Origin of the sequence: Martelella mediterranea, assembly GCF_004342225.1 — a bacterium.
Taxonomy (GTDB): domain Bacteria; phylum Pseudomonadota; class Alphaproteobacteria; order Rhizobiales; family Rhizobiaceae; genus Martelella; species Martelella mediterranea_B.
Genome location: NZ_SMAR01000005.1, coordinates 92,163 through 118,796 on the forward strand (window position 1 = coordinate 92,163; position 26,634 = coordinate 118,796).

22 protein-coding genes are annotated in these 26,634 nt (G+C 55.6%); 15 read left to right on the plus strand and 7 right to left on the minus strand.

Annotated features, from left to right (window positions below):
- Window positions 1-13 precede the first annotated feature (13 nt).
- The 10 genes from EDC90_RS05165 (at window position 14) to EDC90_RS05210 (ending at window position 10,048) form a co-directional block, all read left to right on the plus strand.
- Window positions 14-1,303, plus strand: a complete 1,290-nt coding sequence (locus tag EDC90_RS05165) for an RsmB/NOP family class I SAM-dependent RNA methyltransferase (protein WP_132309271.1) — start codon at window positions 14-16, stop codon at window positions 1,301-1,303.
- 150 nt (window positions 1,304-1,453) lie between these two features.
- Window positions 1,454-2,737: an imelysin family protein gene (locus tag EDC90_RS05170; RefSeq protein ID WP_207903849.1), complete on the plus strand. Its 1,284-nt coding sequence runs from the start codon at window positions 1,454-1,456 to the stop codon at window positions 2,735-2,737.
- A gap of 64 nt (window positions 2,738-2,801) precedes the next feature.
- Window positions 2,802-4,334 carry a di-heme oxidoredictase family protein gene (locus EDC90_RS05175; RefSeq protein ID WP_165972744.1) on the plus strand — a complete coding sequence of 511 codons (1,533 nt, stop codon included), beginning with the start codon at window positions 2,802-2,804 and terminating at the stop codon, window positions 4,332-4,334.
- A gap of 47 nt (window positions 4,335-4,381) precedes the next feature.
- On the plus strand, window positions 4,382-5,419 hold the full coding sequence (locus EDC90_RS05180; protein WP_132309452.1) for an imelysin family protein: 1,038 nt from the start codon (window positions 4,382-4,384) through the stop codon (window positions 5,417-5,419).
- 3 nt (window positions 5,420-5,422) lie between these two features.
- Window positions 5,423-6,511, plus strand: a complete 1,089-nt coding sequence (locus EDC90_RS05185) for a DUF1513 domain-containing protein (protein WP_132309273.1) — start codon at window positions 5,423-5,425, stop codon at window positions 6,509-6,511.
- A gap of 27 nt (window positions 6,512-6,538) precedes the next feature.
- Window positions 6,539-6,997: a TspO/MBR family protein gene (locus tag EDC90_RS05190; protein WP_348633665.1), complete on the plus strand. Its 459-nt coding sequence runs from the start codon at window positions 6,539-6,541 to the stop codon at window positions 6,995-6,997.
- Window positions 6,998-7,068: 71 nt separating this feature from the next.
- Window positions 7,069-7,518: a PaaI family thioesterase gene (locus tag EDC90_RS05195; protein WP_132309277.1), complete on the plus strand. Its 450-nt coding sequence runs from the start codon at window positions 7,069-7,071 to the stop codon at window positions 7,516-7,518.
- Window position 7,519: 1 nt separating this feature from the next.
- A complete protein-coding gene (locus tag EDC90_RS05200) occupies window positions 7,520-8,152 on the plus strand; it encodes a 5'-methylthioadenosine/S-adenosylhomocysteine nucleosidase (RefSeq protein WP_132309279.1) in 633 nt (210 codons plus the stop codon).
- Window positions 8,153-8,195: 43 nt separating this feature from the next.
- Entirely contained in the window at window positions 8,196-9,758 is a 1,563-nt protein-coding gene (gene guaA, locus EDC90_RS05205; RefSeq protein ID WP_132309281.1) for a glutamine-hydrolyzing GMP synthase, read from the plus strand.
- A gap of 26 nt (window positions 9,759-9,784) precedes the next feature.
- Window positions 9,785-10,048 (plus strand): hypothetical protein, encoded by a 264-nt coding sequence (locus EDC90_RS05210; protein WP_132309283.1) that lies wholly within the window; start codon window positions 9,785-9,787, stop codon window positions 10,046-10,048.
- A gap of 199 nt (window positions 10,049-10,247) precedes the next feature.
- Here the strand turns inward: EDC90_RS05210 and EDC90_RS05215 are convergent, their stop codons facing one another.
- From EDC90_RS05215 to EDC90_RS05225, 3 genes are all read right to left on the minus strand, one after another.
- Window positions 10,248-14,417, minus strand: coding sequence for a translocation/assembly module TamB domain-containing protein (locus EDC90_RS05215; RefSeq protein ID WP_132309285.1), 4,170 nt, complete (start codon window positions 14,415-14,417; stop codon window positions 10,248-10,250).
- Window positions 14,418-14,558: 141 nt separating this feature from the next.
- Entirely contained in the window at window positions 14,559-16,487 is a 1,929-nt protein-coding gene (locus tag EDC90_RS05220) for an autotransporter assembly complex protein TamA (protein ID WP_132309454.1), read from the minus strand.
- A 268-nt stretch (window positions 16,488-16,755) separates the two neighbouring features.
- The gene (locus EDC90_RS05225; RefSeq protein WP_132309287.1) at window positions 16,756-17,031 is read right to left on the minus strand and encodes a glycine zipper 2TM domain-containing protein; all 276 of its coding nucleotides are present in this window, start codon (window positions 17,029-17,031) and stop codon (window positions 16,756-16,758) included.
- Window positions 17,032-17,414: 383 nt separating this feature from the next.
- Between EDC90_RS05225 and hemA the strand changes: the two genes are divergently transcribed.
- The 3 genes from hemA to EDC90_RS05240 all read left to right on the plus strand — a co-directional run bounded on the left by hemA (window position 17,415) and on the right by EDC90_RS05240 (window position 20,608).
- The gene (gene hemA, locus EDC90_RS05230; RefSeq protein ID WP_132309289.1) at window positions 17,415-18,629 is read left to right on the plus strand and encodes a 5-aminolevulinate synthase; all 1,215 of its coding nucleotides are present in this window, start codon (window positions 17,415-17,417) and stop codon (window positions 18,627-18,629) included.
- Between the two features lie 102 nt (window positions 18,630-18,731).
- Window positions 18,732-19,850, plus strand: coding sequence for a serine hydrolase domain-containing protein (locus tag EDC90_RS05235; RefSeq protein ID WP_132309291.1), 1,119 nt, complete (start codon window positions 18,732-18,734; stop codon window positions 19,848-19,850).
- Between the two features lie 50 nt (window positions 19,851-19,900).
- Complete coding sequence (locus EDC90_RS05240) at window positions 19,901-20,608, plus strand: SDR family NAD(P)-dependent oxidoreductase (protein WP_132309293.1); 708 nt, start codon at window positions 19,901-19,903, stop codon at window positions 20,606-20,608.
- 52 nt (window positions 20,609-20,660) lie between these two features.
- Here EDC90_RS05240 and dxr read toward each other — a convergent pair whose 3' ends face one another.
- The gene (dxr, locus tag EDC90_RS05245) at window positions 20,661-21,824 is read right to left on the minus strand and encodes a 1-deoxy-D-xylulose-5-phosphate reductoisomerase (RefSeq protein WP_132309295.1); all 1,164 of its coding nucleotides are present in this window, start codon (window positions 21,822-21,824) and stop codon (window positions 20,661-20,663) included.
- A gap of 211 nt (window positions 21,825-22,035) precedes the next feature.
- Here dxr and EDC90_RS05250 point away from each other — a divergent pair, with 211 nt between their 5' ends.
- Window positions 22,036-22,917 carry a 3-hydroxybutyryl-CoA dehydrogenase gene (locus EDC90_RS05250; protein ID WP_132309297.1) on the plus strand — a complete coding sequence of 294 codons (882 nt, stop codon included), beginning with the start codon at window positions 22,036-22,038 and terminating at the stop codon, window positions 22,915-22,917.
- Between the two features lie 6 nt (window positions 22,918-22,923).
- On the opposite strand, the gene cueR is transcribed toward EDC90_RS05250, so the two are convergent.
- The 3 genes from cueR to EDC90_RS05265 form a co-directional block, all read right to left on the minus strand.
- Window positions 22,924-23,334 (minus strand): Cu(I)-responsive transcriptional regulator, encoded by a 411-nt coding sequence (cueR, locus tag EDC90_RS05255; protein WP_132309299.1) that lies wholly within the window; start codon window positions 23,332-23,334, stop codon window positions 22,924-22,926.
- A gap of 210 nt (window positions 23,335-23,544) precedes the next feature.
- Window positions 23,545-24,423: an NAD(P)-dependent oxidoreductase gene (locus tag EDC90_RS05260; protein WP_245510939.1), complete on the minus strand. Its 879-nt coding sequence runs from the start codon at window positions 24,421-24,423 to the stop codon at window positions 23,545-23,547.
- Window positions 24,424-24,429: 6 nt separating this feature from the next.
- Window positions 24,430-26,013, minus strand: a complete 1,584-nt coding sequence (locus tag EDC90_RS05265) for a peptide chain release factor 3 (RefSeq protein ID WP_132309303.1) — start codon at window positions 26,011-26,013, stop codon at window positions 24,430-24,432.
- Between the two features lie 117 nt (window positions 26,014-26,130).
- On the opposite strand from EDC90_RS05265, the gene dut reads away from it, so the two are divergent.
- Entirely contained in the window at window positions 26,131-26,571 is a 441-nt protein-coding gene (gene dut, locus EDC90_RS05270) for a dUTP diphosphatase (protein ID WP_132309305.1), read from the plus strand.
- The last annotated feature ends 63 nt before the right edge of the window (window positions 26,572-26,634 follow it).

The following is a 26,634-nucleotide window of genomic DNA, read 5'->3' on the forward strand; positions in this document are numbered from 1 at the left end:
CGGGAGAGAGTGAATGCGCATAGGCGGACGCCTGGCGGGTGCCATTGAAGTTCTGGAAGATGTCGAAACGCGGCGCCGACCGATTGCCAATGCGCTGAAAGACTGGGGTACTGCCCACCGTTTTGCAGGTTCCGGTGACCGCGCGGCCATAGGCAATATTGTCTATGATGCGCTGCGGCTGAAACTTTCGCATGCCTGGATGATGGATAGTGATGCTCCCTCAGCGCTGGCCCATGCGGTGTTTTTCCGGCAGTGGGGGTTTACGCCAGAGACACTCGCGGCAAAGCTTGAGGGTGATAAGTTCGCACCTGCGCCACTGGCGCAAGAGACGCTTCAGGCTTTTGCAAACCGTGATCTGGCCGATGCTCCGGACTATATTCGGGGAGATTTGCCGGAATGGATTCTGCCTGCATTTCAGGAAAATTTCGGTGAAGGATGGCTTTCAGAGGCTGAAGCGCTGAATCGGCGTCCACCGCTGGATCTGAGAGTCAACACGCTGAAGGCCACACCTGAGAAGGTGAAGAAGGCGCTGTCGCGTGCCGGTGCTGAATTTGCCAAGATCGCGCCGGATGGCTTGCGCATCACCCCCGGCGAGGGGGCAGACCGGTTGCCCAATGTTACCGCAGAGCTTGCCTTCCAGAAAGGCTGGTTCGAAGTGCAGGATGAAGGTTCTCAAATTGTTGCAGCACTCGCCTGTGCCGAAAGTGGCCAGCAGGTGCTGGATTACTGCGCCGGTGGTGGCGGAAAGACGCTCGCACTGTCGGCTTTTATGGAAAATGCCGGACAGATTCATGCCTATGATGCCGACCGCACACGACTGGCGCCGATAATAGAGCGGTTGCGCCGTGCCGGAACCCGCAATGTTCAGGTCCATGATGCCGCTTCCGGTCTGGAGGGCATGGAGGGCCGGTTTGACCGGGTGCTGATCGATGCACCCTGCACGGGCACCGGCACCTGGCGCCGCCGTCCTGATATCAAGTGGCGGCTTTCGGAAAAGAACCTTGAGGAGCGCACAGCCCAACAGGCTGAGGTTCTGGATTCCGCTTGTGGCTATGTGAAGCCGGGCGGATTGATTTCCTATGTCACCTGCTCTCTGCTGCCGTCTGAAAACCAGAACCAGATTGAGCGTTTTCTTGAACATAACAATCAGTTTGAAATCGTTTCGCTACAAGAGGTTTGGTCCGGGCAGTTTCCATCCGCCGGGACGAGTCCGCACTTTTCAGCAGCTGGCTTTGCAACCCTGACGCCTGCGAAAACCGGTACAGATGGTTTCTTTTCGGCACTTTTGCGCCGAAAGAGCTGAAATGGGCCGATATTGACGATTGTCAGGTTTTGGTTTCATCAACTGTAGATATGTGAAATTTCTAACCTGATTATTTGACACAAGTTTCTTTTTCCTTCATTTAAACCGTTACAGGAGATGATGTTTGTCTTCTTTGAAGGAGAGGGATTTATGACAGCAACGACGAAGATGCGCGCTGCTTTGGCGGCCTTTGCCGCTTCGACAGTTCTGACCGCTATGCCGGTCATGGCTCAGGATGTAACGCCGCAAACGGTAGTGGACCACTACGCTGATGTTGCGCATGCAAAATATGAAGATTCGCTGATTACAGCCAAAGCGCTCGACAGTGCCATTGATGCTTTTCTGGCAGAGCCGAGCGAAGAGACGCTCGCTGCCGCAAAGGAAGCATGGATTATCGCGCGCGTTCCCTACCAGCAGACAGAAGTTTACCGCTTCGGTAATCCGGCTGTTGATGACTGGGAAGGGAAGGTCAATGCATGGCCGCTTGACGAGGGTCTGATCGACTATGTCGATGCTTCCTACGGCATGGAAAGCGATGTGAACGGACTTTACACCGCCAACGTGATCGCCAATCCTGAAATTCAGATCAATGGCGAGACGGTTGACGCCAGCGAAATCACGCCGGAGCTTCTGGCCAACACGCTGCATGAAGCCGGTGAGATCGAGGCCAATGTAGCCACCGGCTACCATGCCATTGAATTCCTCCTGTGGGGGCAGGATCTGAATGGCACGGATGCCGGAGCCGGGGAGCGTCCCTACACCGATTACAGCCTTGAAGACTGCACCAACGGCAATTGCGACCGCCGTGCAGCCTATCTGTCTGCTGCTTCCGAACTTCTGATCGCGGATCTGGAAGATATGGTTGCGGCCTGGGAAGAGGGCGGCGAAGCTTATAGCTATGTTACGGAGAACCCTGCAACCGGCCTTTCTGCCATCCTCACGGGTATGGGTTCGCTTTCCTATGGTGAGCTGGCCGGTGAACGCATGAAGCTGGGTCTTTTGCTCCACGATCCGGAAGAAGAACATGATTGCTTCTCGGACAACACGCATGCTTCGCATCTTAACGACGCCATCGGCATCTTCCAGGCCTATACCGGCGACTATACCCGCGTAGACGGTACGGAAATCACAGGCCCGTCTGTTTCCGATCTTGTTGTTGCAAACGACCCGGCACTGGACAAGGAAATCCGCGTCAAGCTGATCGATACGGTTGAAGCGATGGAAGCCATGGCTGCCCGCGCTGAAGAGGTTGAGGCCTACGATCAGATGATCGGCGAAGGCAATACCGAAGGCAATGCCGTTGTGCAGGCGGCTATCGACGGCCTGATTGCTCAGACGCCATCGATTGAGCGCGCCATCGCGTCTCTGGAGCTTGGCCAGATCGAACTTGAAGGGTCCGACAGCCTCGACAATCCCGACGCTGTTTTCCAATAAGATTAAGAACAGCGCCCTGCCGGATTCCGCGGCAGGGCGTCTTTTTCAGGTGATGTGAAGTCCGATGCTGAATATGCATTTCCGAACGGTTTGTCTGGCGGCGCTTGCCGCTTGTTTTGGTTTTTCTGCCGGTCTGGCCGAAGAATTGCCTCTTCCGCAGACACGCACCGATCTGTCTGACAAAGACAAGGCGCGGGTGGAGGGTGTCACCCGCCCGACGACGGATTTCTCCAAGGCCGAACGGTTTGAAACCATGCAGGGTGGTGCAGCCACAACCAAGGCCACAGTGAACCGGAATGTGTTTTCCCAGTCTTCCGATAATATCACCTTTGCAGAAGAAGAAACGTTCAAGCTGGGCAATGCCCTGTTTCGTAAATTCTGGGTGTCCTCGCCGTCGTCCACGCAAGCCTCTGATGGTCTTGGCCCACTGTTCAACGCGCGCTCATGCCAGAGCTGTCATTTAAAGGATGGGCGCGGTCATCCGCCTGAAGGCGACAGCGACACCACTTCGATGTTCCTGCGACTGGCGCGACCGGCGCGCACGCCGGAAGAGCAGGCGAAAATCGATAATTTCGAGGTGGTGAACTTTCCTGATGCCATGTATGGCGGTCAACTTCAGGACTATGCCGTTCCCGGTCTGGCAGACGAAGGGCATATGAAAATCACCTATGAAGACTTTCCGGTCACGCTCGGCGATGGAACCGTCGTTATGTTGCGTGAGCCCACTTATAGTATCGATAATCCGCAATATGGGCCGCTGGGTGAAGACACGACGCTTTCACCACGCATTGCCAATCAGATGCCCGGCCTTGGGCTGATACAGGCCATCCATCCGGCCGATATTCTGACGCAGGCCGATCCCGATGATGAAGACGGCGATGGTATTTCAGGAAAGCCCGCCATCGTGCGTGACCACAGAACCGGTGAAATCAAGCTTGGCCGCTTTGGGTGGAAGGCACAGAATGCATCCGTCCGAGATCAGTCTTCCGGTGCCTTTAATGGAGATATGGGGCTTTCCTCGCCGGATGCGCCCGGAAACTGGGGCGATTGTACCAAGGCGCAGGAGGATTGTCTGGCTATGCCGCATGGTGCCCAGGCGCGTCTGGGCGACACCGAGGCACCTGATCCGGTGATGGAACTGGTCACATTTTATGCTGAAAATCTTGCTGTTCCCGCCCGCCGTGATGTGGATGATCCGCAGGTGCTGCGCGGCAAACAGGTCTTTTACGAATCCGGTTGCGTCGCCTGCCACACGCCGAAATATGTCACCAGCAGAGATGCAGAGAACAAGGCGCATCGTTTCCAGCTGATCTGGCCTTACTCTGACTTTCTGTTACATGATATGGGACCAGGGCTGGCTGATCATCAGCAGGTTGGCGTTGCCGATGGCTATGAATGGCGCACCGCTCCGCTTTGGGGTACCGGACTGACGGAAGTTGTCAGCGGCCACTCGTTCTTTCTCCATGATGGCCGAGCGCGCAATCGTGAAGAAGCCATCCTCTGGCATGGCGGCGAGGCGGAGCGCGCCAAACAGGCCTTTGCCAACGCGCCGAAGCAGGATCGTGATGCATTGATCAAATTTCTGGAGTCGCTGTGAAACATTTCGCCGGACCATTTCTCGCCGCCCTTGCTGCTTTTCCGGTTATGGCAGGTTCAGCCTGCGCCATGAATGAAGAGGCAGTGCCCAGGGTTCTTGAAACGGCCGTGGATGGATTTATCCGCCCCGGTTACGAGCGGTTCGAGGTGGCAACGGGCAATATGGTCACCGCCATGGATGCCTTTTGCGCCGCGCCGGGTGATGAGACCTATGGCAAAGCGCGCGCCGCTTTTGACGAAACGGTACTTTCCTGGTCGAATATCGAGATCGTACGAACCGGACCTGTCATTCGTGACCACCGTTTCGAGCGGATCCTGTTTTATCCTGATCGCAAGAGTATCGGCCTGAAACAGGTTCAGGCGGCCATCATTGAAAAGGATGAGACAGCGCTTGATCCTGAATATCTGCCGCAGAAAAGCGTTGCGATGCAGGGGCTGCTTGCGCTCGAATTCGTGCTTTTCGGCACGCAGTATGAAACCATGATGGCGGAATCAGAGACCTATCGCTGCCACTATGGTGAGACGATTGCTACCAATATGCACAATATTGCAGGCGAACTGACCTCTGCATGGAATGACCCTGACGGCGTTGCCAAAGACTGGAAGACGCCCGGGCCTGACAATCCTCTGTTTCGCACAAATGATGAGGCGCTGACGGCTCTTCTTGGTATTCTTGTGCACGGAACAGAAACTGTGCGCGACTATCGCATTGAGTATTTCTATCGGGGCGAAGATGGGCCGAACTTTGCCAAGCGTGCGATCTACTGGCGGTCAGAAAACACGTGGCCTTCCATTCTGGCCAATCTGGATGGTTTGCAGGCGCTCTTGAATGGTTCCGATATGGTCGATTTGCTCGATCCCGGTGTTCGTTCGATTGTATCGTCGATCAACTTCCTGTTTTCGTCCCTGGATGGTGTCGTGGAGCAGTTGAACCCGGATATTCAGGCGGTTCTGGATGATCCGGAACAACGTGCCAAGCTCGACTTCCTGCTGATCAACACCAAAGACCTGATTCTCAGGCTGAATGATAACTACGGTGGTGCAATCGGCCTTGGCGCAGGCTTTTCGTTTTCTGACGGAGACTGATCAATGACGCGCTCGGGGCTCATGGACCGGCGGCATTTCATGCAGGCAGCAGGAGCGTCATTCCTGCTGTCGCTGTCTCCTGCCGCTGCGTTCGCGCTTTCCCGTGCAGATGCGGTCTATGCCACAGGTATTCGCAAGCCCGATCGCAGCTTTGCCCTCGCTTTGATGAGCGAAAATGGCGACTTCATATCCGAGATCGCCTTGCCGGATCGCATCCATGGTCTGGCATTTTCCCCTGAAACCGGAATGGCTGCGGCCTTTGCCCGTCGTCCCGGAACATTTGTCATGGCGTTTTCGCCAGCCGGACACCGCAGCCCATTGGTGTTTCATTCCGTCCCCGGGCGACACTTTTATGGTCACGGCGCTTTTTCGCCTGACGGCCGCCTGCTTTACATAAGCGAAAACGATTTTGAGAATCGCCGAGGCGTAATCGGTCTTTACGACGCTGAAGACCGTTTTCGTCGTGTGGGGGAATACCCGACCTATGGTATCGGTCCGCACGACCTCACCGTTTCGCCGGATGGCGCCTATCTGGTCGCTGCGAACGGGGGTATTGAAACGCATCCGGACTTTGGCCGGACAAAGCTTAACCTTGATCATATGGAGCCATCTCTGGCGCTTATCGATGCAGCAAGCGGAGATCTGGTCGAAAAGCATGACCTGCCGGAAAAACTGCGGCAGCTTTCGACACGTCATCTGGCCATCGGTGAAAATGGCAGGGTGTGGTTTGCCTGCCAGTTTGAAGGCCCGCGCAATGATTTGCCGCCACTGGCGGGACATTTTGCACCCGGCGAGGCAATCCGGTTTGCCGAATTGCCGGAGGTCATCACCATTGGGCTCGGCAATTATGTGGGCGCAATCGCCTATAACCAGCGTGATGGACTGATCGGGCTTGCCTCGCCGAAGGGCACGGGTATGGTGGTGACACTGGATGAGCGCAACGGTCGCTTTATATCGTCTGGCAGGATGCCGAAAGCCGCCGGTATAGCCGCTGCTGATCACGGTTTTGCCGTCGGCACCTATGATGGCCAGTTTCACGGACGCCACCATGATGTCGCATTCGATCAGCATATACAAAGACTTGCAGGGTAAATGTCCTGAAAGGCGTTATGGGGTGAGATGATGAGCAGAATTTATACGCACGCCTTTTTCATATGCGCCGTGCTTGTGGCCGGTTTCATCATCGGCATGACCAATATGCCTGGTGAATGGTATGAGTCGCTGGCAAAGCCATCGTTCAATCCGCCGAACTGGTTGTTCGCTCCGGCATGGTCTTTATTGTATGTTTTGATCGGTTGGGTCGGTGCACGCCTGTTTTTGCGGCGTCAGGACAGAGCTGTCTTGTTCTGGCTTTGGATTGTACTTCTGGTCATGAACTTCAGCTGGTCGCCGGTTTTCTTTGGCCTGCATTTCACCTTCGCGGCCTTCCTGATCATCCTCTTTATGTTCATTGGCATCATCGCCTTCATCGCTCTGGCGTGGCATCGTGAGCGTTTCTCGGCGATCCTTTTCATGCCCTATGTGCTTTGGGTTGGTTTTGCGATGGTGCTCAACGGGGCCATCGTTTACCTCAACTGAGGAATTACTGAACGCCTGCTTGTTGCACACGGCGCTGCATGCCACTGTTCCGACAGGATAAGGGGTGCAGCATGACGGGATATGAACACGGCGATTTTCACGCCCGGATCGTGAACAGTTTTGCCAGTCAGGGCGCTATGGCGATGATCGGCGCAGAGCTGACACGCATCAGCCATGGTGTTGTCGAGATCGAGTTTCCGTTCGACAGGAAGCTGACGCAGCAGCATGGTATTCTCCATGCCGGAATTATTGCGGCCGGGCTGGATACCGCCTGCAATTATGCCGCCTATACGGTGATTGATACTGACGCGGCTTTGCTGACAATCGAGTTCAAGGTCAATATGATGTCGCCCGGGCGCGGAAGTCGTTTCCTGTTTCGCGGCGAAGTGACCAAACCCGGCAGCAACATCATCGTCACGGACGGGCGCGGCTATGCCATTGGCGATGGTCCAGCCAAGCTGATTGCCTCCATGACCGGGACCAGCATGGTTCTCAGAGGGCGTGAAGGGTTTGAGGAATAAAATGCGTATGGACCAGATTGGCGGCAGAAAGGTTCTCTTCGTGATGGCCGCATCGGCAGAGTATGGCGAATATCTGAGAGCGAGGATCGATCCGCTGATGACCGGGATTGGTCCTGTTGAAGGCGCTGTTCAACTGACCAAAGCACTCGCAGAGGCGGGTGTGGACGGTGGCCTGCCTGATCTTGTCGTTTCGCTAGGCTCTGCCGGCTCGGCAAAACTGGAGCAGACAGAGGTCTATCAGGTTGTCAGCGTCAGTTACCGGGATATCGATGCTTCGCCGCTGGGTTTTGAGAAAGGACGCACGCCGTTTCTCGATCTGCCAGCCGATGTCTCACTGCCTTTCCGGCTGCCCGGCGTTACATCGGCCAGCCTTTCTACCGGCGGTCAGGTGATCTCCGGCAAGGCCTATGATGCGATCAGCGCGGATATGGTTGATATGGAAACCTTTGCGCTTTTGCGCGCCTGTCAGGCTTTTGATGTGCCGCTGTTGGCGCTTCGCGGCATTTCCGACGGTCGGGAAGAACTCAAACATGTTGATGACTGGACTCAATATCTCAGCATAATCGATGAAAAACTGGCAGCGATTGTCGATCGGCTCGATCACGCCATTGAAACCGGGGCGATTCCCATCTAAAGCCAGCTTTTAGCCCTTCCTTTCGCCGACAGAAGGTCATGTCATGACAGAGATTACGCATCCCGAATCCGTTCTTATCATCGATTTCGGCAGCCAGGTTACGCAGCTGATCGCCCGCCGCGTGCGCGAGACCGGCGTGTTCTGCGAGATCGTGCCGTTTCAGAAAGCGGAAGAGGGATTGGAGCGCCTGAAGCCTAAGGCGCTGATCCTTTCGGGAAGCCCGGCCTCTGCTCTTGATGAAAATGCCCCGCTCGTGCCGGATGCCATTCTTAAAAGCGGATTGCCGACCTTTGCGATTTGCTTTGGCCAGCAGGCGCTGTGTCACCAGCTCGGCGGCACGGTGGAAGCGGGCCACCACGGCGAGTTCGGTCGCTCACAATTGCGCGTCGAGAAGCCTTCCGAGATCTTCAGCAATTTCTGGTCCGTCGGTTCGGAGCATCAGGTGTGGATGTCCCATGGTGACCGGGTCACCGCCTTGCCTGAAGGTTTTGAAGTGCTGGCGGTTTCCGACAACGCTCCGTTTGCCTTCATCGCGGATGAGGCGCGCAAGATTTACGGCGTTCAGTTCCACCCGGAAGTCGTACATACACCTGATGGTGCAAAGCTTCTGGCAAACTTCGTTCACAACGTTGCCGGTCTGAAATCTGACTGGTCCATGGCTGCGTACCGCGCTGAGATGGTTCAGAAGATCCGCGATCAGGTGGGTGACAAGAAGGTCATCTGTGCGCTTTCCGGTGGAGTCGATTCGTCTGTCGCCGCGCTCCTCATTCATGAGGCCGTCGGCGAGCAGTTAACCTGCATCCTTGTTGATCACGGACTGATGCGCAAGAACGAGGCGGCCGAAGTCGTCGCCATGTTCCGCGAACACTATAACCTGCACCTCATCCACGTCGATGCCGTCGATAAGTTCGTGGGCGAACTGGAAGGCGTGGCTGATCCGGAAACCAAGCGCAAGATTATCGGTCGGCTGTTCATCGAAACCTTCGAGGAAGAGGCCGCGAAGCTCGGAGGGGCTGATTTCCTGGGACAGGGAACGCTTTATCCGGATGTGATTGAAAGTGTCTCATTCTCCGGTGGTCCGTCGGTCACAATCAAATCCCATCACAATGTTGGCGGTCTGCCGGAGCGCATGAACATGCAGCTTGTTGAACCGCTGCGTGAGTTGTTCAAGGATGAAGTGCGAACGCTTGGCCGTGAACTGGGGCTTCCGGATTCATTCATTGGCCGGCATCCCTTCCCAGGGCCAGGGCTGGCTATCCGGCTTCCCGGTGGCGTGACCCGCGAAAAACTGGATATCCTGCGCGAGGCTGATGCGATTTACCTCGATGAGATCCGAAAAGCTGGCCTTTATGATGTCATCTGGCAGGCTTTTGCTGTTCTTCTGCCGGTCCAGACTGTCGGGGTGATGGGGGATGGGCGGACCTACGAGTTTGTCTGTGCGCTGCGCGCCGTGACATCTGTTGATGGCATGACGGCGGATTTCTATCAGTATGACATGAACTTCCTTGGTAAGGCGGCCACGCGTATTATCAATGAAGTCCGCGGCATCAATCGCGTGGTCTATGACGTTACATCCAAACCGCCGGGTACAATCGAGTGGGAATGACACTCACAATTTAGCGGCCATCAGCGATGATCGACAATGTCATTTGCGTTTGTATGCGGCGGGATCTTCAAACCTTTGCCGTCGCTGCCATATATATCGCTGAAAACATCGAAGCAGGGCATTATCGTGTTGTCGTGCCAGAGGTCGATCTTGCTCTGTTTTCTGAGGCCGTTTCCTCGCCCTTTCAGGTGATCAGCGAGGAGATCTATTCCGATCTGCGCGATTGTCTGAAAGCCCGCATGGGGCCACATTGCGACAAATTCGGGTGGTATTTTCAGCAATTCATTTAAGGCATGGGATGAACCCCGGTTCAGTGTCAAAAACACACTGCGCCGCTACTGGCTTTTATACGTCTGACAGGGGCAGAAACCGGGTTCTGCCTGTTTCTGAAATCTTCCGCGATCCGAACGCGAACGCCACGTTGCCGATCGCCACCTGCGTAGATTCAATAAGTTAGAGCGCCGTGCATCCGAATGGATGCACGGCGCTCTAGTACTCCCGCTCGTAGAATATGCCGCCGGAAGCTTCACCACGTGATCCGGCGGAACCTTTCAGGATAAAGTTCCGGCCGATATCGATGTTCACATTGGCTTGTGTTCCCGTGTCCTGACTCTGCTCGATTTCCAGATAGGTGTTTTCGTTCAGATATTTGCCGACGCTGACTGAGGTGTTGCCGCTTTCATCGGTGGAAAGGTCAAGATTGTCGAAACCCAAGACGTCACGCAGGGAGTTGAACAGCGACTGTTCCGTTCCACCGGTCAGCTGAATGACGGCATCGGCAAGCTGTGCAATCTGCAGTGCGGACAGATTGGCCGAGGGGCGATTGAACAAAAGTCTTGCCAGAATTTCATCCTGAGGCAGGGCAGGGGAAGAGCTGAGCTCCACCTGCGGGTTGGTTGCAACCCCCTGTAATGTGATGGTGATGTTGGTGCTGTCTGCCGATGTGACGGCACGCAGATCGATGATCGGGACCAGAGATCCGCCAAAGGTGATACGCCCGCTTTCAAAATCGAGGCGCCGGTTCAGGATGGACAACCGGCCACGCACCAGCTCAAAACCGCCGGACACGATAGGATTAAGCGTTGTGCCGGTGATCCCGACCTCACCGCCCAGCTCCGCATCGACACCACGACCACGCACGAAAATCGCATTGGGGGCAGAAACGGTAATGTCGAGCTTGAATGCGGTGCGTGCTTCAGTCGCTTCACCCGGCTGAATCGCTTCGGCCTGTCGCAGAACAGCAGAAGAGGCATCTTCATGAACAATGCGGATTTCTGAAATCGAGGCAGGCAGACGCTCAGGAATGGTGATTGCTGTGCGCGAAAGACCTATGCGACCTGAAATCGTTGGTTCACCGAGAAGCGGGCCATCCAGCGAAAGATTGCCATCTGCTGTGGTCGACAGAAGAGAGCCATCGGTAATGACCGCTCTGTCCGCCGTGAGCTTTAGCGATGCGGGGAACTGGCCTGTGAGGTCGATTGTGCCATCGACAGCAATTGTGCCACCGCCACTGAGGTTCCCCTTGATGTTTTCCGTCAGAATTCGGTTGCCGCTGAATGACAACCTGCCATTGATATTGTTCAGGGAGATATTCCGTCTGAGATCGGTGACAGAGCGAATGTTGAGGTTAATCCCGCCACCAAACGAGGGATTGGAGGCCTGTCCGCCAATGGTCAGGTCGGCATTGGCACTGCCGGAAACGGCGAAGCCCGCATCGGCAGCCATGTCAGACAGAACCGTGAGCGGAAAGTCGCCTCTGACCGCAAGATCGAGAGGCATGTTCCCGCCAAGACCGACGGAACCACTGGCCGTTAAATTCAGTCCGCGCGCATTGGTAACGGTTGTGTTGGTCGTCACGCGGTTTTGCGCATATCGCCCTGTTGTTGCGAGTGTTATGGGCGGGACGCCGAGGTTTCTGCTCTGCGCAACATTGCCGTTGGTCAGCCGGATATCGTAATCGACAACAGGGTTTGAGGCCTGGCCTGAAACATTGACTGTGCCGGAAATGGCGCCCTGCGCTCCCAGATTGGGGACGAATGTATTGGCAAGGCTCGGTGAAACGCCATTGATGGCGATCCTGAGATTAAGGTTCTTGCCAGCCGTTCCACTGGCGCTGACGGTTCCGCCGCCAATACCGATGGCAAAGTTCCTGATATCCGCTGTGCCATTGGAAACAACGATGCGGCCCGGCTCCGCAAGGCTGAGTGCTAGCGCCATCGGTGACCCCTCCAGCTTGGTGAGGTCGATCTCCATTGTTTGCCCGCGAACAACGCTGGCAGCAATTTCAACAGGGTCGTTCTCATACTTCGCAGAGAGGTTGAAATCCGTGGATGATCCGGCATTGGAAGCGGTCAGGGCGATGTCAGAGACTGTTTTGCCTGCAACAGCAACTGAGCCAACATTGATCGAGCCTGATGCCTTGAGCGCGGCGGCGTCCGAGACGGCAATGTCGGCATTGATCGCACGCGCTGTGATATCGGAAAACGTTACGCTGTCGCTTTTTGCGGTTAACGACAGGCCGAGCTTGTCTGATGTATTATCGAGCGCAACCTTGCCGGAAATACCGCCGCTGGCCGACTGTCCTGCCAGTCCCGCAAGCAATTTGAGATCCGGGAAATCAAAACTGACCTGACCGGCGGGAAGAAACTTGCCGTTCAGTGTCACATCACCGGCGAGCTGGTTGTTGCCAACCTTCCCTTCAATGTTGCCAATGTTGATCATTCCGTCAGATGTGGCGACGTTTGCAGCCAGAGAAAGCGGCGCATTGGCATAGGTACCGGTGGCTTTCAGCGTTCCGGACGGGGCCGCAGGGTCGGCGTTGCCGTTCAGTGCGAGCGAGAAGTCCTTAAGGGTTTCGCCTGATATCTGCAAAGTATCCGTTTGCAGATCAGCACGAATGTCAGGACTGGCAACTGCACCATTCGCGGACACAGAAAGTGTCGCTTTGCCGGCAAGCTGGCCAGCCAGACGGGAAAGATCCTTGAAGGCAGTGTTCAGGCTCGCATCAAGCGTTCCATCGTTCAGAGCCACATTGCCATCGGCTTTCAGGAGGTTGTTTTCGATTTCAAGTCCGGAAAGTTTAAGATTGCCGTCCATCGTAGCGGAGAATCCGCTTTCAAGCCGGGTCACGCCGTCAATCATCTCTGAGGCAGCTGCAGGCAAAGCATCAGCCAGAACAAAGATTTTGGCATGGCCGTCGACGGTCTTCGCACTTTTATCGAAAGCGGCATTGATGGTTGCGCCAATACTGCCGCTTTCCAGCGTCAGCGGGTCAGCCGAAATGCTGCCGGCTTTCAGCATAACCGGTGCTTCGAGTGTCAGCGGTGCCTGAACAAATGGGGCGATACTCGCATTGGCAAGCGCGATGTCATCCACCGACAGGGCCGTTTCGATTTTACCGGTCTGGTTCTGCAGGTTGATGCCTTGACCGGCTGCGGTCAGTGCGATGCCGGATATTGTTGCCTGCGGCGCTGCGAGCCGGTTCAGGCTGATATTGGCCGAGAGGCTGGCATTGTCGGCGCTGCCCGTAAGCGTGACATCAGCGCCACCGATGGCAAGATCGAGTGCGTCGTCACCCAGCGGCCATGAGAACGGGATTGCTGCGCCATCAATACCGGAAAGGTTTGCCCGCAGGTCGTTTTGGCCTTTGGGATCATAGGCGCCGCTGGCTGATAGCTTGAAACTTCCGGTGCTTACAGAACCCTTTCGGACCGAAATCCGGCCAGTCTGTGCCATTGAGACTGCGATATCGAGGTCGGTCGTACCCTCTACCAGAGCATTGAAGGGCTCGGGAGCAAGTGGTGCGAACTGTCCGCTTCCCGATACGGTGACGGTTCGCTCGCCCGATTGGTTCAGCGCGTGTGTAACAGTCACAGAACCCAGATCATTACCTGAGAGCTTCGCATCAATATTGCCGGACCAGTCGTTTAAAGGGCCGCCGCCATTGACCTGAATGTTCAGGGCCGGGGCACCCGGCAATTTCATCAGCGTTGCCACGAGCCCGCCCTGTGGCTCGTTCACTTCAGCTTTGATATCGAGACGGTTTTCGTTCGGAGCATAGTCGACATCTGCGCTGACATAAGTCGACGGGCGGGCGCGATGCTGCGCATCAAGAACGGCGGAAATGCGGTTGCTCAGTGCTTCCGCGCGCCCCGTTGCTGAGAGTGGATAAGCCTCGCCCAGAACCGGCTCCCCGATATCGATTTTCGGAAAGTCAAACCGGTCGACTGCAATCTCGATGGGCAGGGAAAAGCCACCGCCTGTGCTTGCCTGCTCTTTTTCTGTCACATCGCTTTCAGGCAGGCGCTTCAGATCAATCGATGCAGCCGAAAGACTTGCGGCTGAAAACCGCCGGCTGAACAGCGCCATTGGCGACCACTGAAGATCAATATCCTCAACCGTCACATAGGGGCCATTCTTGTCAGAAACTTCGACCGATGAAACTGTGAAGTGCCCGGTCAGCGGTGCACTGACTTCGCCGACGCGAATAGAAAGGTTCGGAGACGCGATGCGTTTGGTGATCTCACGGACAGCAAAATTGGCACCAAAATCAGTGTAGCCAACGGTGATGAATACGGCGGCGATCAGAAGGATGATGGCAAGGACGAGTCCGCCAACAATCCGGAAAAGAAATCTGAATGGGCCTGTTTTCTTGCGCATCGCGTCGAAGCCATCTTTCTTTGAGCGTTATCTGCAAGCATTTATATGACATGAAAATGCTAACAGATAAGGCCGTAAACCATATTTAAGGCTGTGTTGGAAGCGTTTGGGTTGCAGTTGCCTGACTGCTCTGACGAAGCACTAAAAGCTCTGGCCGATCCCGGCATAAATTCCGTATCGGTCGCCGTCCGGGTAACGGTCAAGAGGCAATGCGACATCAAGCCGGATGGGGCCAAAGCCCGTCAGATACCGTACGCCCAGACCGGCACTGGCTTTGACATTGCTGAAGTCCGGGAAGTTTTTGTCAGATACATCGGCAGCATCCATAAACGGAACAATCTGAATGTTCTCTGTAATGCCGATCCGGGCCTCCAGGTTTGCCTGAACATAAGAGCGGCCACCGGTGGCTTGCCCATCAGCCGTGCGCGGAGAGATGCTTTCATAAGCGTAACCGCGAACACTACCACCGCCACCGGCGTAAAAACGCTGTGTGGCCGGGATCGATTTGAGGCTGTCTCCGCCAACGATCGTACCGACACCAACCCGGCCTGCCAGTGTCAGCCGGTCGGATTCACCCGGCGTAAAGTAGGTCGAACCGATGGCATCAAAACTGGTGTAGAATGTATTGCCCAGAAAATCATAAGCAGGCTCAGCCGTCGTGATCAGGTAAACACCCTTGGTCGGGTTCAGGGCGTCGTCGCGTGTGTCGCGATCAAAGCCGAGCGGAGCCGACAGCGTCAGGTAGTCTTCTGTTCCGAAGGCGTCTTTGATGTTGGAGTAGGTCGTTGCTGTAGAAAGGGTGATCGTGTTGTAATCGCTTTGCTCAAAAGTGTAGCCGAGCGTCGCAGCAACAGAAAGCGCGTCATAAGGATCCGGGTTTTCTGAAGTGGTAATCAGGCTCGCTTTCAGCGTGCCTGACGGGCTGAGAAAACCGGGTTTGGTGTAGGTGACACCCCCTGCAATATCCAGATCGCTGATATCAGATGCTTCACCGATACGCGACACAGAAGCTTCAAGGCGGAGACCTTCCGCATGGCCAAAGAGGTTGCGGTGTCCCCAGTAGCCTTCAAGGCCAAGCCCATCGATCGATGAAACCTGCGCACCGAAGCCGAAATAACGGAACTTGCCATCTCTGACATTAATCGTGGTTGGCAGCTGACCATTCTCGTCCAGCGTGTCACCGGTCACGATATTGACGGTCTGAAACGTATTTAGCTTGCGGAGACGGTTGGCCGCCTCGTTCAGTTCTTCCGGTGAGTATGTTTCGCCAGCCTTGAGGCGTGAATAGGTGCGAATGAAATCCGGATCGACGGCCTCAGACCCCTGAATTGCAATCGGACCGAGATTGGCTTTTGGTCCGGCAAGCGCACTGATGACCACCTTGACCGTGTTTCTTGCATGATTGGCAATCACTTCACGATTGGTGATCTTGGCAAACGGGTGGCCGTCGCTTTTCAGGTCCGCCGTGATGGTTCGCGCCGCTGACAGGATGGCCGTCGAGTAAGCAGGAGTTCCTGTTACGAGGCCAAGGTCTGCTGGATTAAACTGAGCTGCATCGTCCTGAAGGTCAATCGTGGAGAAGGTGAACTGCGGGCCAGCCTGAATGTTCACTTTCACCGGAACAGGATCAATGCGTCCGAAAGACGGAACCCCGGCAATTTCATCTAGGGGTCTGCCGTCAATAACGATATTGACGACACCGCCATAATAGGCCTTCTCAAAAAGGGAGCCCACGAGAAGCTGAAGGTCGTCGCGCGCACGCACGACAACGCCAAGGTCACCATCGACGGGGCTATTCTCGCCGTTGATCAGAAGGGAGCGTCGTTTCAGGAAGCTTTCAAGCTCACTATTGCCGCCCTCGACCGAAAACGAGACCGTGTAGCGAACAGGATCCTGAACATCCTGTGTTTCTTCTTCCTTTTCGCCGAAAAGATGAACGCCAAAAAGAGAAAAAGCATATGTTTCCTGAACGCTGAATGAGAGCCCCACAGACAACCCTGCAGCCAGCAGCAATCCCTTGCCAAGTGGAGCTGATCGTCTGGATCGGTCTTTTCTGAAGCGGGTTACCATCTGATACTCAAAAAACACTCAGGTCAGGCTCCGGACAAGTCCGAGGGGTGGGCGCGACTATTACGCAGATCAGAACAAGCCGTGTCGCAACGACGGCAATACGGCCGTAATATGTTCAAAGCTTTGGCAGTTTAACATAAAAACGCACCAGACAGGCTTTTGTGCGGTGCCGTTTCGCAGCATCGTTAACCATTGGTTACAGCCGTGGTTGCCGGTCTTTTCGCAAAACCGCCGGATCCCTTAAGAGCCGGCGGTTTCTGTTATGCTCTTACCGATAGCCGGAAGGGCAGGAATCAACATATTCACGACCATAACGGTCGCGATAATAACACTTGTTGCTACCTTCCTGTGTGCGGCCGATAAGCGCGCCAGCGGCAGCACCAACTGCCGTTGCAGCCAGCGTTTCGCCAGCATTGCCGCCCAGAAGCAGAGCGCCGGCAGCGCCGGTGCCTGCGCCAATGGCAGCACCTTCCTGTGTCGGTGTGCAGGCTGTTGCAGCCAGCGCGGAAACGCCAATAATCAGTCCAGCAAAGATCTTTTTCATTCATCCCTCACTACGGTTGCCAAAAAGGTCACATAGCGGCTGGCCATTGGCAAACATGCCCGATTGAATCCAGTTTATTCTGACTGGAGCCGACGTGGCCGCCATCCTTTTCCATACAGGATAAGCGAATGGGCTGGAAGTGAAAACCGGTGTATAAACTGCGGCTTCCACGAAATGTTCAGGATGCAGGAAATTGTTTTTCGACAATTTGACTACGGTCAAGTTTTGGTCATCGCTGTTGCGTGTAGAAGCAGTTTGGAATAATTCAAACAAGGGCCAATTGACGCACGGGCCGGATTTCGGGGCTCGTCGGGTTGACGTAAGGTAAACTTCGTCAAATGTTGTTTGATAAAACATAAGGCTGCGGTTGGAGCACTCGAGCAATGGATTTCGAAGCATTTTTTAAGTCAGAACTGGATGGACTGCATGAGGAAGGCCGCTACCGCGTGTTCGCCGAACTCAAGCGTCATCGCGGTGAATTCCCGCGTGCTTCGCGATACAAGAATGGTGTTGCATCTGATGTGACGGTCTGGTGTTCCAACGACTATCTTGGCATGGGGCAGTGTCCCACCGTGGTCGACGCCATGAAAGCGGCGATCGACGCATGTGGTGCAGGGGCTGGCGGAACACGCAATATTTCCGGCACGAATTACTACCATGTTCAGCTGGAAGACGAGCTTGCAGATCTGCACGGCAAGGAAGCTGCTCTGATCTTCACCTCCGGTTATGTGTCCAACTGGGCCACACTGGGCACTCTTGGCCAGAAAATTCCCGGCCTGATTATTTTCTCCGACGCCCTTAATCACGCTTCTATGATTGAAGGCATCCGCCACGGCAAGTGTCCGCGCGTGATCTTCAAGCATAACGATCTTGCAGATTTGGAGGCCAAGCTCAAAGCTGCTGATCCCGATGCGCCGAAGCTGATTGCCTTTGAGTCGGTCTATTCGATGGATGGTGATATTGCGCCGATCAAGGAAATCTGTGATCTGGCCGACAAGTATGGCGCGATGACCTATCTCGACGAGGTTCATGCCGTCGGCATGTATGGACCGCGCGGTGGTGGCGTTGCCGAGCGCGAAGGCCTGATGGACCGTCTGACGATTATTGAAGGTACGCTTGGAAAAGCTTTCGGCGTGATGGGCGGTTACATCACCGCGTCTCAGGCTCTGGTCGATTTCGTTCGCTCGTTTGCATCCGGTTTTATCTTCACAACTGCGCTTCCGCCCTCATTGGCCGCCGGTGCTGTTGCCTCGATCCGGCATCTGAAAACAAGCCAGATCGAGCGGTTACGGCATCAGGAGCGGGTGCAGACGCTGCGCAAGCGGCTTGATGCGATGGGTATTCCGCATATGGATAATCCAAGCCACATCGTTCCCGTCATGGTCGGCGATGCTGCCAAGTGCAAATGGATCTCCGATATTCTTCTGGATGATTTCGGCATTTATGTTCAGCCGATCAACTACCCGACCGTGCCGCGCAAAACCGAACGGCTTCGGTTCACGCCGACGCCACTGCACAGTGATGCCGATATCGAGCATCTTGTTTCCTCGCTTCACAGTCTCTGGTCGCAATGTGCGCTGGCGCGCGCTGTCGCCTGACAGCGCCCTCCAGCAGCCTGATCGGGCCCTTGAATTGACTTGACAGAAACTCCGGCTTTTCTGATCAAGCGGGCAACAGGTTTGTTGCCCGGAGGATTTGTGATGGAACTGGCTCAACGGATTGACGGTGCGATTGATCGCGCCATTGACGAAGCGCGTATTGTTGGCAGTGTGGTGATGGTCTGGCGCGAAGGTCAGCCGGTTTACCAGCGCGCCGCCGGGTTTGCCGACCGGGAAGCGGGCCGGGCAACTCAACTGGATACGATTTTTCGTTTCGCGTCTGTGACCAAGCCATTTGTCGCTGCGACAGCTCTGGCCATGATAGATCAAGGCCTTTTGTCTCTCAAAGATCGTGTCAGTGACTATTTGCCGTGGTTTCATCCTCCGGGGCCAGATGGCCGGACGGCTGAAATCGTCATCCGCAATCTGCTGACGCATACAGCCGGGCTCAACTATCGTCCAGGCGCAGGCGTTTTGCCACCGCATGATCCGGTGTTGATCGGGCTCGAAAATACCGAGCTGACGCTGGAGGAGAATTTCTCGCGGCTGAATACGGTTCCGCTTTCCTATGTTCCCGGAACAGCCTGGGAATATTCGATTGCAACCGATATCCTGGGAGCGGTCTTGTCGGCAATCGATGGCGGCAGCGTGGAAGATGCAATCCGGCGTTACGTATTTTCGCCACTTGGAATTGCCGATACCGGTTTTGTTGCTGTTGACGGGGAGCGCGTCGCCGTTCCTTACGTGAATGCGTCGCCGGCGCCGCGTGCCATGGACGAACCGGAGCGCGTGCCGGGCCCTTATGATGTCGTCTACTGTTTTTCGCCTGCCCGTATCTTCAACCGCCATGCCTTTCAGGGTGGCGGCGGCGGAATGGCCGGGACGGCAGGCGATGTGATCCGGTTGCTGGAAATGATCCGAAAAGGGGGCGATGGGGTCCTTAAGCCGGAAACCGTCGCTTCGGCCATTCAAAACCAGATTGGCGCCCTCAACGTCCGACCGGGCGTGAAATTTGGTTTCTTCGGCGCTGTCACGGAAGATGCAGCCCTCGACAATTCTCCTCTGCCGGATGGTGCTGTTTCATGGGGCGGTGTTTATGGCAATCGCTGGTGCTATGACCCGGCAACAGGAACTGTCGCAGTCGCGATGACCAACACTGCGCCCGAAGGCTGCGATGGCGCTTACCCCTTCGATATCTGGCGTGCTGTCTTCGATCTCTGATCTGCAAACCGTTTTTCTCCGTAAAGTTCTTCAAAAGCGGGAGAATTCTGATGGCCGGACATTCGGTGGATACGCTGCAGTCAGATTATAAGGCACTGGTGCTCGGGGCTTCCGGTGGCATCGGTTCAGCTTTTATTCAGGCACTTGAAGCGGACCCTGCCTGCGGCAGCGTCACCGGGATTTCCCGACGCCGTGACGGACTCGATATCACCGATGAAAACAGTATCGCTGCTGCGACGAAGAACCTTTCCGGAGAAAAGTTTGATCTGGTGCTGGTTGCGACCGGGGCGCTTCATATTGATGGCGTCGGACCGGAGAAGTCTGTTCGTGCGGTTGAGGCGGATGCGATGATGAAACAGTTTGCGGTCAATGCCGTCGGGCCGGCCATGGTATTGAAACATTTTCTGCCGCTGGTGCCGAAAGACAGGAGAGCGATCTTTGCCTGTCTTTCTGCGCGTGTGGGATCCATCGGCGACAATCATATCGGTGGCTGGATGTCTTATCGCACAGCCAAGGCCGGGCTGAACCAGGTCATCCGCACAAGCTCGATCGAAGCGAAGCGCAAATATCCTGAGCTGTCACTTGTGGCGCTTCATCCCGGAACCGTGGCTACACCGCTTTCCGAGCCGTTTGCTGCGGGAAACCGGCGTGTCGAGGCGGCTCAGGCCGCTGCCGATATGCTGAGGGCGCTCAATGGTGTGGCGAACGGGCGTACCGGTATTTTTCTTGCCTATGATGGCAGCGAAATTGAATGGTAAAGTGGCAGCTTACAGCATCGTGCTTTTTGCATCCGAATGGAAGCACGGCGCTCTAGGCTCTGATCAGCCCGGCGGCCTGCCGTCGCGCTTCTTCGTCGGCGGCATAGATGTCCTCAATGCCACAGGCAGAGGGTGCGCCGCGCATGTTTTCCATCACCTGTCCGGTGATATCTGCCATTTCCAGAAAGCCGCACCGTCCTTCAATAAAGGCTTCAAGCGCGATTTCTTTTGCAGCGTTCAGGATTGCGCCCTGAAGGCCGCCGCGTTCCATCACAATGCGTGCCAGTTTGAGTGCTGGAAAGCGTTGTTCATCCGGGGATTCAAAATCGAGACGCGCCAATTTTGCAAAATCCAGCCGTTCAACGTTGAGCGGCGGACGATGCGGATAAGCAAGGGCATAGCCAATCGCGGAGCGCATATCCGGGCAGCCGAGCTGCGCCAGAACAGAACCGTCAGCATATCCCACCATCGAGTGAATGATCGATTGCGGGTGAACGATCACTTCGACCTGATCCGGCCGGAGCGAAAAAAGGTGAAGCGCTTCGATCATTTCCAGCGCCTTATTAAACATTGAGGCGCTGTCGATCGAGATTTTGAGGCCCATCGACCAGTTGGGATGAGCGCGTGCGGTTGCGGCGTCGACATGACGCATTTCTTCTAGCGTTTTGGTGCGGAAAGGGCCACCCGAGGCCGTGATGATGACACGCTCCAGCGCCCGGCGCTGATTTTGTTCCAAAACCTGAAAAATGGCGGAATGCTCGCTATCGACCGGAAGTAGTCGCCCGCCACCCTCATGAACGGCAGACAAAAACAGAGGGCCTGCAGAAACCAGGCATTCCTTGTTTGCCAGAGCGATATCGGCACCGGCGCGGGCTGCTGCAAGGGCAGGTTTTAGCCCGGCCGTTCCAACAATGGCGGCCATGACGAGATCATTGTTCATCACCGCAGCTTCGATCAGCCCGGAAGCACCGGCAGCGGGGCGCACGCCAGAGCCGGAGAGTGCCGTCTTTAACGCCGCATACTGTTGTTCATCAGCCGTGACAGCCATTTCTGCGTTATGGTCAATGGCCTGCTGTGCGAGCCTTTCAACATTTCTGTTGCCCGTCACCGCGGAAACAGTGAAGGCATCCTGCCCGCCGAGCTGGTTAATCACATCCAGCGTGTTGACGCCGATGGAGCCGGTTGCGCCGAAAACGGCAATGCGTCTTTGTGTCATGATCGCCTGAAATTATCGTTTGAAACGAGACAGTCCGGTCCTAGACCAGTTTTTTTCCGCGCGGTAGTGTGCGCGCGAAAAATCCGCGTTTCTAAAGACATGTTCTGCGCTGAAATGCTGGCAATGCGGGTTGAGAAAGCCTAACCTTTTGAAGCGGGAAGATGGAGCGTCGCGTCATCTGCCTGTCGAATATCATGCAAGGGAGCTCACAATGGCCGAAGAGATCAGGAAAATCGGTGTGATCGGTGCCGGTGCCATGGGCTGCGGTGTGGCTCATGTTTGCGCTGTCGCGGGATATGATGTGCATCTGATTGATTTGTCGCGCGAACAGCTTGAGTGTGGGCTTGCGACAATCAACGGCAATCTTGCGCGGCAGGTTTCCAGCGGAAAGTTGAGTGACGATGCGCGCAAGCAGGCGCTTGGCCGTATATCCGCCTCCACTGATTTGCAGGACCTTGCGCCAGTGGATATGGCGGTTGAGGCGATCTCGGAAGATGAAGACGAGAAGCGTGCGCTTTATGCAAAAATCTGCCCGATCCTGAAGCCGGAAGCACTTCTGGCAACAAACACATCGACACTTTCCATCACAAGACTGGCCGCTTCAACAGACCGGCCGGAACGCTTCATGGGCGTTCACTTCATGAACCCGGTTCCGGTAATGGAGCTCGTTGAGCTTGTGCGCGGGATTGCCACCGAAGAAGTGACCTTTGAAACGGCGAAGACTTTCGTACGCTCTTTAGACAAGACCCCGACGGTCTCGGAGGATTTTCCGGCCTTCATCGTCAATCGTGTGCTGCTGCCGATGATCAATGAAGCAATCTACGTTCTTTATGAGGGTGTAGGTTCGGTCGATTCAATTGATACGGCCATGAAACTCGGTGCGCGTCACCCCATGGGGCCGCTGGAGCTGGCCGATTTTATCGGTCTTGATGTCTGCCTCTCAGGCATTCAGATGTTGCACGACGGTTTGGGTCACGACAAGTACAGGCCATGCCCGCTTCTGGTGAAATATGTCGATGCCGGGTGGCTGGGTCGAAAGGCTGGTCGTGGATTTTACGATTACCGCGGGGAAGAGCCGGTGCCGACGCGCTGAGCGTCTTCAGTGCGAGCGGCAGCAACCGTCCTTTTCGCCGGAAAGCTCTTCCAGAATCGGGCAGTCCGGTCTGTGGTCGCCGTGGCAGTTGTCTGCAAGATGCCTTAGCGTCGTCTTCAGCGAATCCAGCTTTTTAAGCTTCTCTTCGATCTCTGCGATCTTTGCCAGCGCCAGCGCCTTAACCTCGGCGCTTTCCCGTCCGTTATCGTCATAAAGTGAGAGGAGTTGTCGGCACTCTTCGACTGAAAAACCCAGATCACGCGCGCGGTGAATGAAGTTCAGGCGATGGATGTGATCATCTGAATAGCTGCGATAGCCATTTGATGCACGGTCTGCAACGACGAGGCCGATTTCTTCATAGTAGCGGATTGTCTTCGGCGGTAGGCCCGATTTTTCTGCTGCATGCCCGATATTCATCGCCTGGCTCCAATCAGATGATACCATCTATTTGATGGTCCATGCTTCCTTGTTCAAGCTCAGATGGCCTGTTCCGGGAAAATGCTGAGAAGCTGAAAAGCTGGCGCCTACAGCATCGGCCCGAAAATCGGAATCGAATTTCGGAAAGCACGATGCGTAGATTCAATGGGTTAGAGCGTCCTTTGTGCATCCATTCGGATGCACGGCGCTCTAGTGATCTTCAGACGCGAGCGCTGTGCGCACCATGGCTGACAGGTCTTCATTGCCATGACCGGCATCCAGGCAGGCGGAATAGCTTTTTACAGCAGCATCAATGGCCGGTGTTTCGATCCCGAAACTATCGGCCACGCTGGCAAACAGTTTCGCATCTTTCAACGCGCCCTTGACCGGAAAGCCAACACTCGTATCTTCGCCGAGAATGCGAGGCGCACGGGTTTTAAGTGCCGGTGAACCGCCGGGGCTGGTCAACAAAACGTCGAGCATGGTCTCGACTGAAAGTCCGGCTTGCTTTCCTGTCAGCAGCGCTTCTTTGAGCACCTCCCAGTAACCGCACAGCATCATGTTGTTGACGACTTTGGCCGCCGCACCTGTACCCAATGAGCCGGTGTGATGAATCCGGTCGGAAAGCGCTTCTGCAATCGGCCTGAACCGCTTGTAGTCGACATCTGCGCCGCCGATATAGACACCTGCTTTGCCATCCATGACGAATTCAGGGCCACCGGAAATAGGTGCATCAATTGCGCTGCCGCCTTTGGCCTTGATACGCTCGGAATAGTTTTTCAGCGTTTTCGGGCTGACCGTGGACATTTCGACAACCAGCTTGCCGGGCAGGGATGTCTCAACCAGTTGATCGAGGACCGTTTCAACGGCACTGTCATTGATCAGCGAGGTGATGATGATATCGGCCTTGAAGGCCAGAGCTGCCGGAGAAAAAGCGATCTCCGCACCGTTATCCGAAGCAAAGGCATCTGTTACGCCGCTGCGCGACCACAAAACTAGTTTGAAACTCTGTCCTGCAAGGCGCGCAGCCATGGCGCTGCCCATTCGGCCGACGCCGCAAATGCCAATGACTTCCCTATCGTTCATCATCGTCCCTCAGGCTGCTTTGCCCTGCTGATATTCTTTAATGGCAACCATCTTGATCTCTGGTGCGCGCTCGCTCTCATAGTTGAGCGAGAAACCATCCTGCGCCATGAAAACCGGGTCCCCGTCAAGGTCACGAGCAATATCGCCGCGATGGCTGTCGACGAACTTTTCGACATCGGCGGGCTTTTCCGCCGAAATCCAGCGGCAGGTTGAAAAACGCGCCATCTCAAAAGAAACCGGCAGACCATATTCTGCACGAAGACGTTCTTTCAGAACGTCAAGCTGAAGAGCGCCGACCACGCCGACAATGGCTGGCGAGCCATCTTCTGGCGTAAACAGCTGAACGACGCCTTCTTCTGCCATCTGCTGCAGGGCCTCTTTAAGCTTTTTCGCCTTCATCGCATCTTCCAGGCGCACGCGGCGCAGGATTTCCGGCGCGAAGTTCGGCACGCCCTGGAATACAAGCTGTTCGCCATCGGTGAGCGTGTCGCCGATCCTCAAGGCGCCGTGGTTGGGAATACCCACAACATCGCCTGCATAGGCGGTGTCGGCAATCTGGCGCTGCGAGGCGAAGAAGAATTGCGGCGCCGTCAGGCCCATCTGTTTGCCGGTACGGGCAAGCTTGGCCTTCATGCCGCGCTTCAACTCGCCGGAACACACACGCACAAAGGCAATGCGGTCGCGATGGTTCGGATCCATATTGGCCTGAATCTTGAACACGAATGCGCTCATTTTGGGATCGGTGGCTTCGACTGTGCGCTTGTCCGCTACCTGAGCACGCGGCGGCGGGCCGTATTCGGAAAGTGCATGAATTAGGTCGCGTACGCCGTAGTTCCTAAGCGCAGAACCGAAATAGACCGGGGTCATATGGCCTTCAAGAAATGCTTCTTTTGAAAATGCCGGATAACCGTCAATGGCCAGTTCTGTGCCCTCTGCCCAGTCTTCGCGCTCATGTTGGGGCAGCTTCTCCGCAACGGTTTCAGGGCCGTTGACCTTGGTCAGCTCGCGCTCGTCATCGCCGTGGCGAATGGCGCTTTCAGCGAGATGATAAGTGCCGCAAAAGCTCTTGCCCTGTCCGATAGGCCAGGTCATCGGCACGGTATCAAGCGCCAGCTTCTCCGACACTTCCTCAAGGATTTCGAAGGTGTCGCGGGCTTCGCGGTCCATCTTGTTGACGAAGGTAATGATCGGAATATCGCGCAGTCGGCAGACTTCAAACAGCTTCAGCGTTCTGGGCTCAATACCCTTGGCCGCATCGATCACCATGATCGCCGCGTCCACGGCCGTCAGCGTGCGATAAGTGTCGTCAGCGAAGTCTTCGTGGCCGGGCGTGTCGAGCAGATTGAAGACGGTGTCCTCATATTCAAACGTCATTACCGATGTGACGACGGAAATACCGCGTTCACGCTCGATCTTCATCCAGTCGGATCGGGTCTGGATACGGTCTTTCTTGGCTTTCACTTCACCGGCAAGCTGGATCGCACCGCCAAAAAGCAGCAGCTTTTCCGTCAGCGTGGTTTTACCGGCGTCCGGGTGGGAGATGATAGCGAAAGTACGACGGCGGGCGACCGCCTCGGCAATGGTCTCGGGCATTGAACGTTAAATCCTGTTGATGGTCGACTGTGTAGCGATTATCGCATCGCGATGCAATTGACCTGTGATGCCTGCGTGACAAGGATGCCGCCCATATCAACAACGACGGAAAATTCCATGATACTGAAACTGAAACGTCTTGATCATGCTGCAGGTATCGAGCCTCCGGCTTATGAAACGACCGGCTCCGCCGGCATGGATATCCGCGCCGCTGTTGAGGCGCCTTTGATCCTTTCACCGGGCAAGCGTGCATTGGTGCCGACCGGCTTCATCTTCGAGATTCCGGAAGGCTTCGAGGCGCAGATCCGCCCGCGCTCCGGCCTTGCTTTCAAGCATGGCATCACCTGCCTCAACACGCCCGGCACCATCGACAGCGATTATCGCGGCGAGGTGAAGGTGCTGCTCATCAATCTCGGCGACGAAGACTTCGCTATCGAACGCGGCATGCGCATCGCCCAGGTGATCATCGCTCCGGTGACGCAAATGCCGGTAACAGTCGTTGATGATGTTACGGAAACGATGCGTGGTGAGGGTGGCTTCGGGTCGACAGGCATATGATAAAGTACGGTGTCTGTTGCACTTCCGTTTCCCGGTGGCTGCGCTAGACTGGACGCATCGAAG

Excerpts from the sequence above, each read along its gene's own strand:
- EDC90_RS05165 (WP_132309271.1), top strand. The coding sequence starts at position 14 with ATGCGCATAGGCGGACGCCTGGCGGGTGCCATTGAAGTTCTGGAAGAT.
- EDC90_RS05170 (WP_207903849.1), top strand. The coding sequence starts at position 1,454 with ATGACAGCAACGACGAAGATGCGCGCTGCTTTGGCGGCCTTTGCCGCT.
- EDC90_RS05175 (WP_165972744.1), top strand. The coding sequence starts at position 2,802 with ATGCTGAATATGCATTTCCGAACGGTTTGTCTGGCGGCGCTTGCCGCT.
- EDC90_RS05180 (WP_132309452.1), top strand. The coding sequence starts at position 4,382 with ATGGCAGGTTCAGCCTGCGCCATGAATGAAGAGGCAGTGCCCAGGGTT.
- EDC90_RS05185 (WP_132309273.1), top strand. The coding sequence starts at position 5,423 with ATGACGCGCTCGGGGCTCATGGACCGGCGGCATTTCATGCAGGCAGCA.
- EDC90_RS05190 (WP_348633665.1), top strand. The coding sequence starts at position 6,539 with ATGATGAGCAGAATTTATACGCACGCCTTTTTCATATGCGCCGTGCTT.
- EDC90_RS05195 (WP_132309277.1), top strand. The coding sequence starts at position 7,069 with ATGACGGGATATGAACACGGCGATTTTCACGCCCGGATCGTGAACAGT.
- EDC90_RS05200 (WP_132309279.1), top strand. The coding sequence starts at position 7,520 with ATGCGTATGGACCAGATTGGCGGCAGAAAGGTTCTCTTCGTGATGGCC.
- guaA (WP_132309281.1), top strand. The coding sequence starts at position 8,196 with ATGACAGAGATTACGCATCCCGAATCCGTTCTTATCATCGATTTCGGC.
- EDC90_RS05210 (WP_132309283.1), top strand. The coding sequence starts at position 9,785 with ATGATCGACAATGTCATTTGCGTTTGTATGCGGCGGGATCTTCAAACC.
- EDC90_RS05215 (WP_132309285.1), bottom strand. The coding sequence starts at position 14,417 with ATGCGCAAGAAAACAGGCCCATTCAGATTTCTTTTCCGGATTGTTGGC.
- EDC90_RS05220 (WP_132309454.1), bottom strand. The coding sequence starts at position 16,487 with ATGGTAACCCGCTTCAGAAAAGACCGATCCAGACGATCAGCTCCACTT.
- EDC90_RS05225 (WP_132309287.1), bottom strand. The coding sequence starts at position 17,031 with ATGAAAAAGATCTTTGCTGGACTGATTATTGGCGTTTCCGCGCTGGCT.
- hemA (WP_132309289.1), top strand. The coding sequence starts at position 17,415 with ATGGATTTCGAAGCATTTTTTAAGTCAGAACTGGATGGACTGCATGAG.
- EDC90_RS05235 (WP_132309291.1), top strand. The coding sequence starts at position 18,732 with ATGGAACTGGCTCAACGGATTGACGGTGCGATTGATCGCGCCATTGAC.
- EDC90_RS05240 (WP_132309293.1), top strand. The coding sequence starts at position 19,901 with ATGGCCGGACATTCGGTGGATACGCTGCAGTCAGATTATAAGGCACTG.
- dxr (WP_132309295.1), bottom strand. The coding sequence starts at position 21,824 with ATGACACAAAGACGCATTGCCGTTTTCGGCGCAACCGGCTCCATCGGC.
- EDC90_RS05250 (WP_132309297.1), top strand. The coding sequence starts at position 22,036 with ATGGCCGAAGAGATCAGGAAAATCGGTGTGATCGGTGCCGGTGCCATG.
- cueR (WP_132309299.1), bottom strand. The coding sequence starts at position 23,334 with ATGAATATCGGGCATGCAGCAGAAAAATCGGGCCTACCGCCGAAGACA.
- EDC90_RS05260 (WP_245510939.1), bottom strand. The coding sequence starts at position 24,423 with ATGATGAACGATAGGGAAGTCATTGGCATTTGCGGCGTCGGCCGAATG.
- EDC90_RS05265 (WP_132309303.1), bottom strand. The coding sequence starts at position 26,013 with ATGCCCGAGACCATTGCCGAGGCGGTCGCCCGCCGTCGTACTTTCGCT.
- dut (WP_132309305.1), top strand. The coding sequence starts at position 26,131 with ATGATACTGAAACTGAAACGTCTTGATCATGCTGCAGGTATCGAGCCT.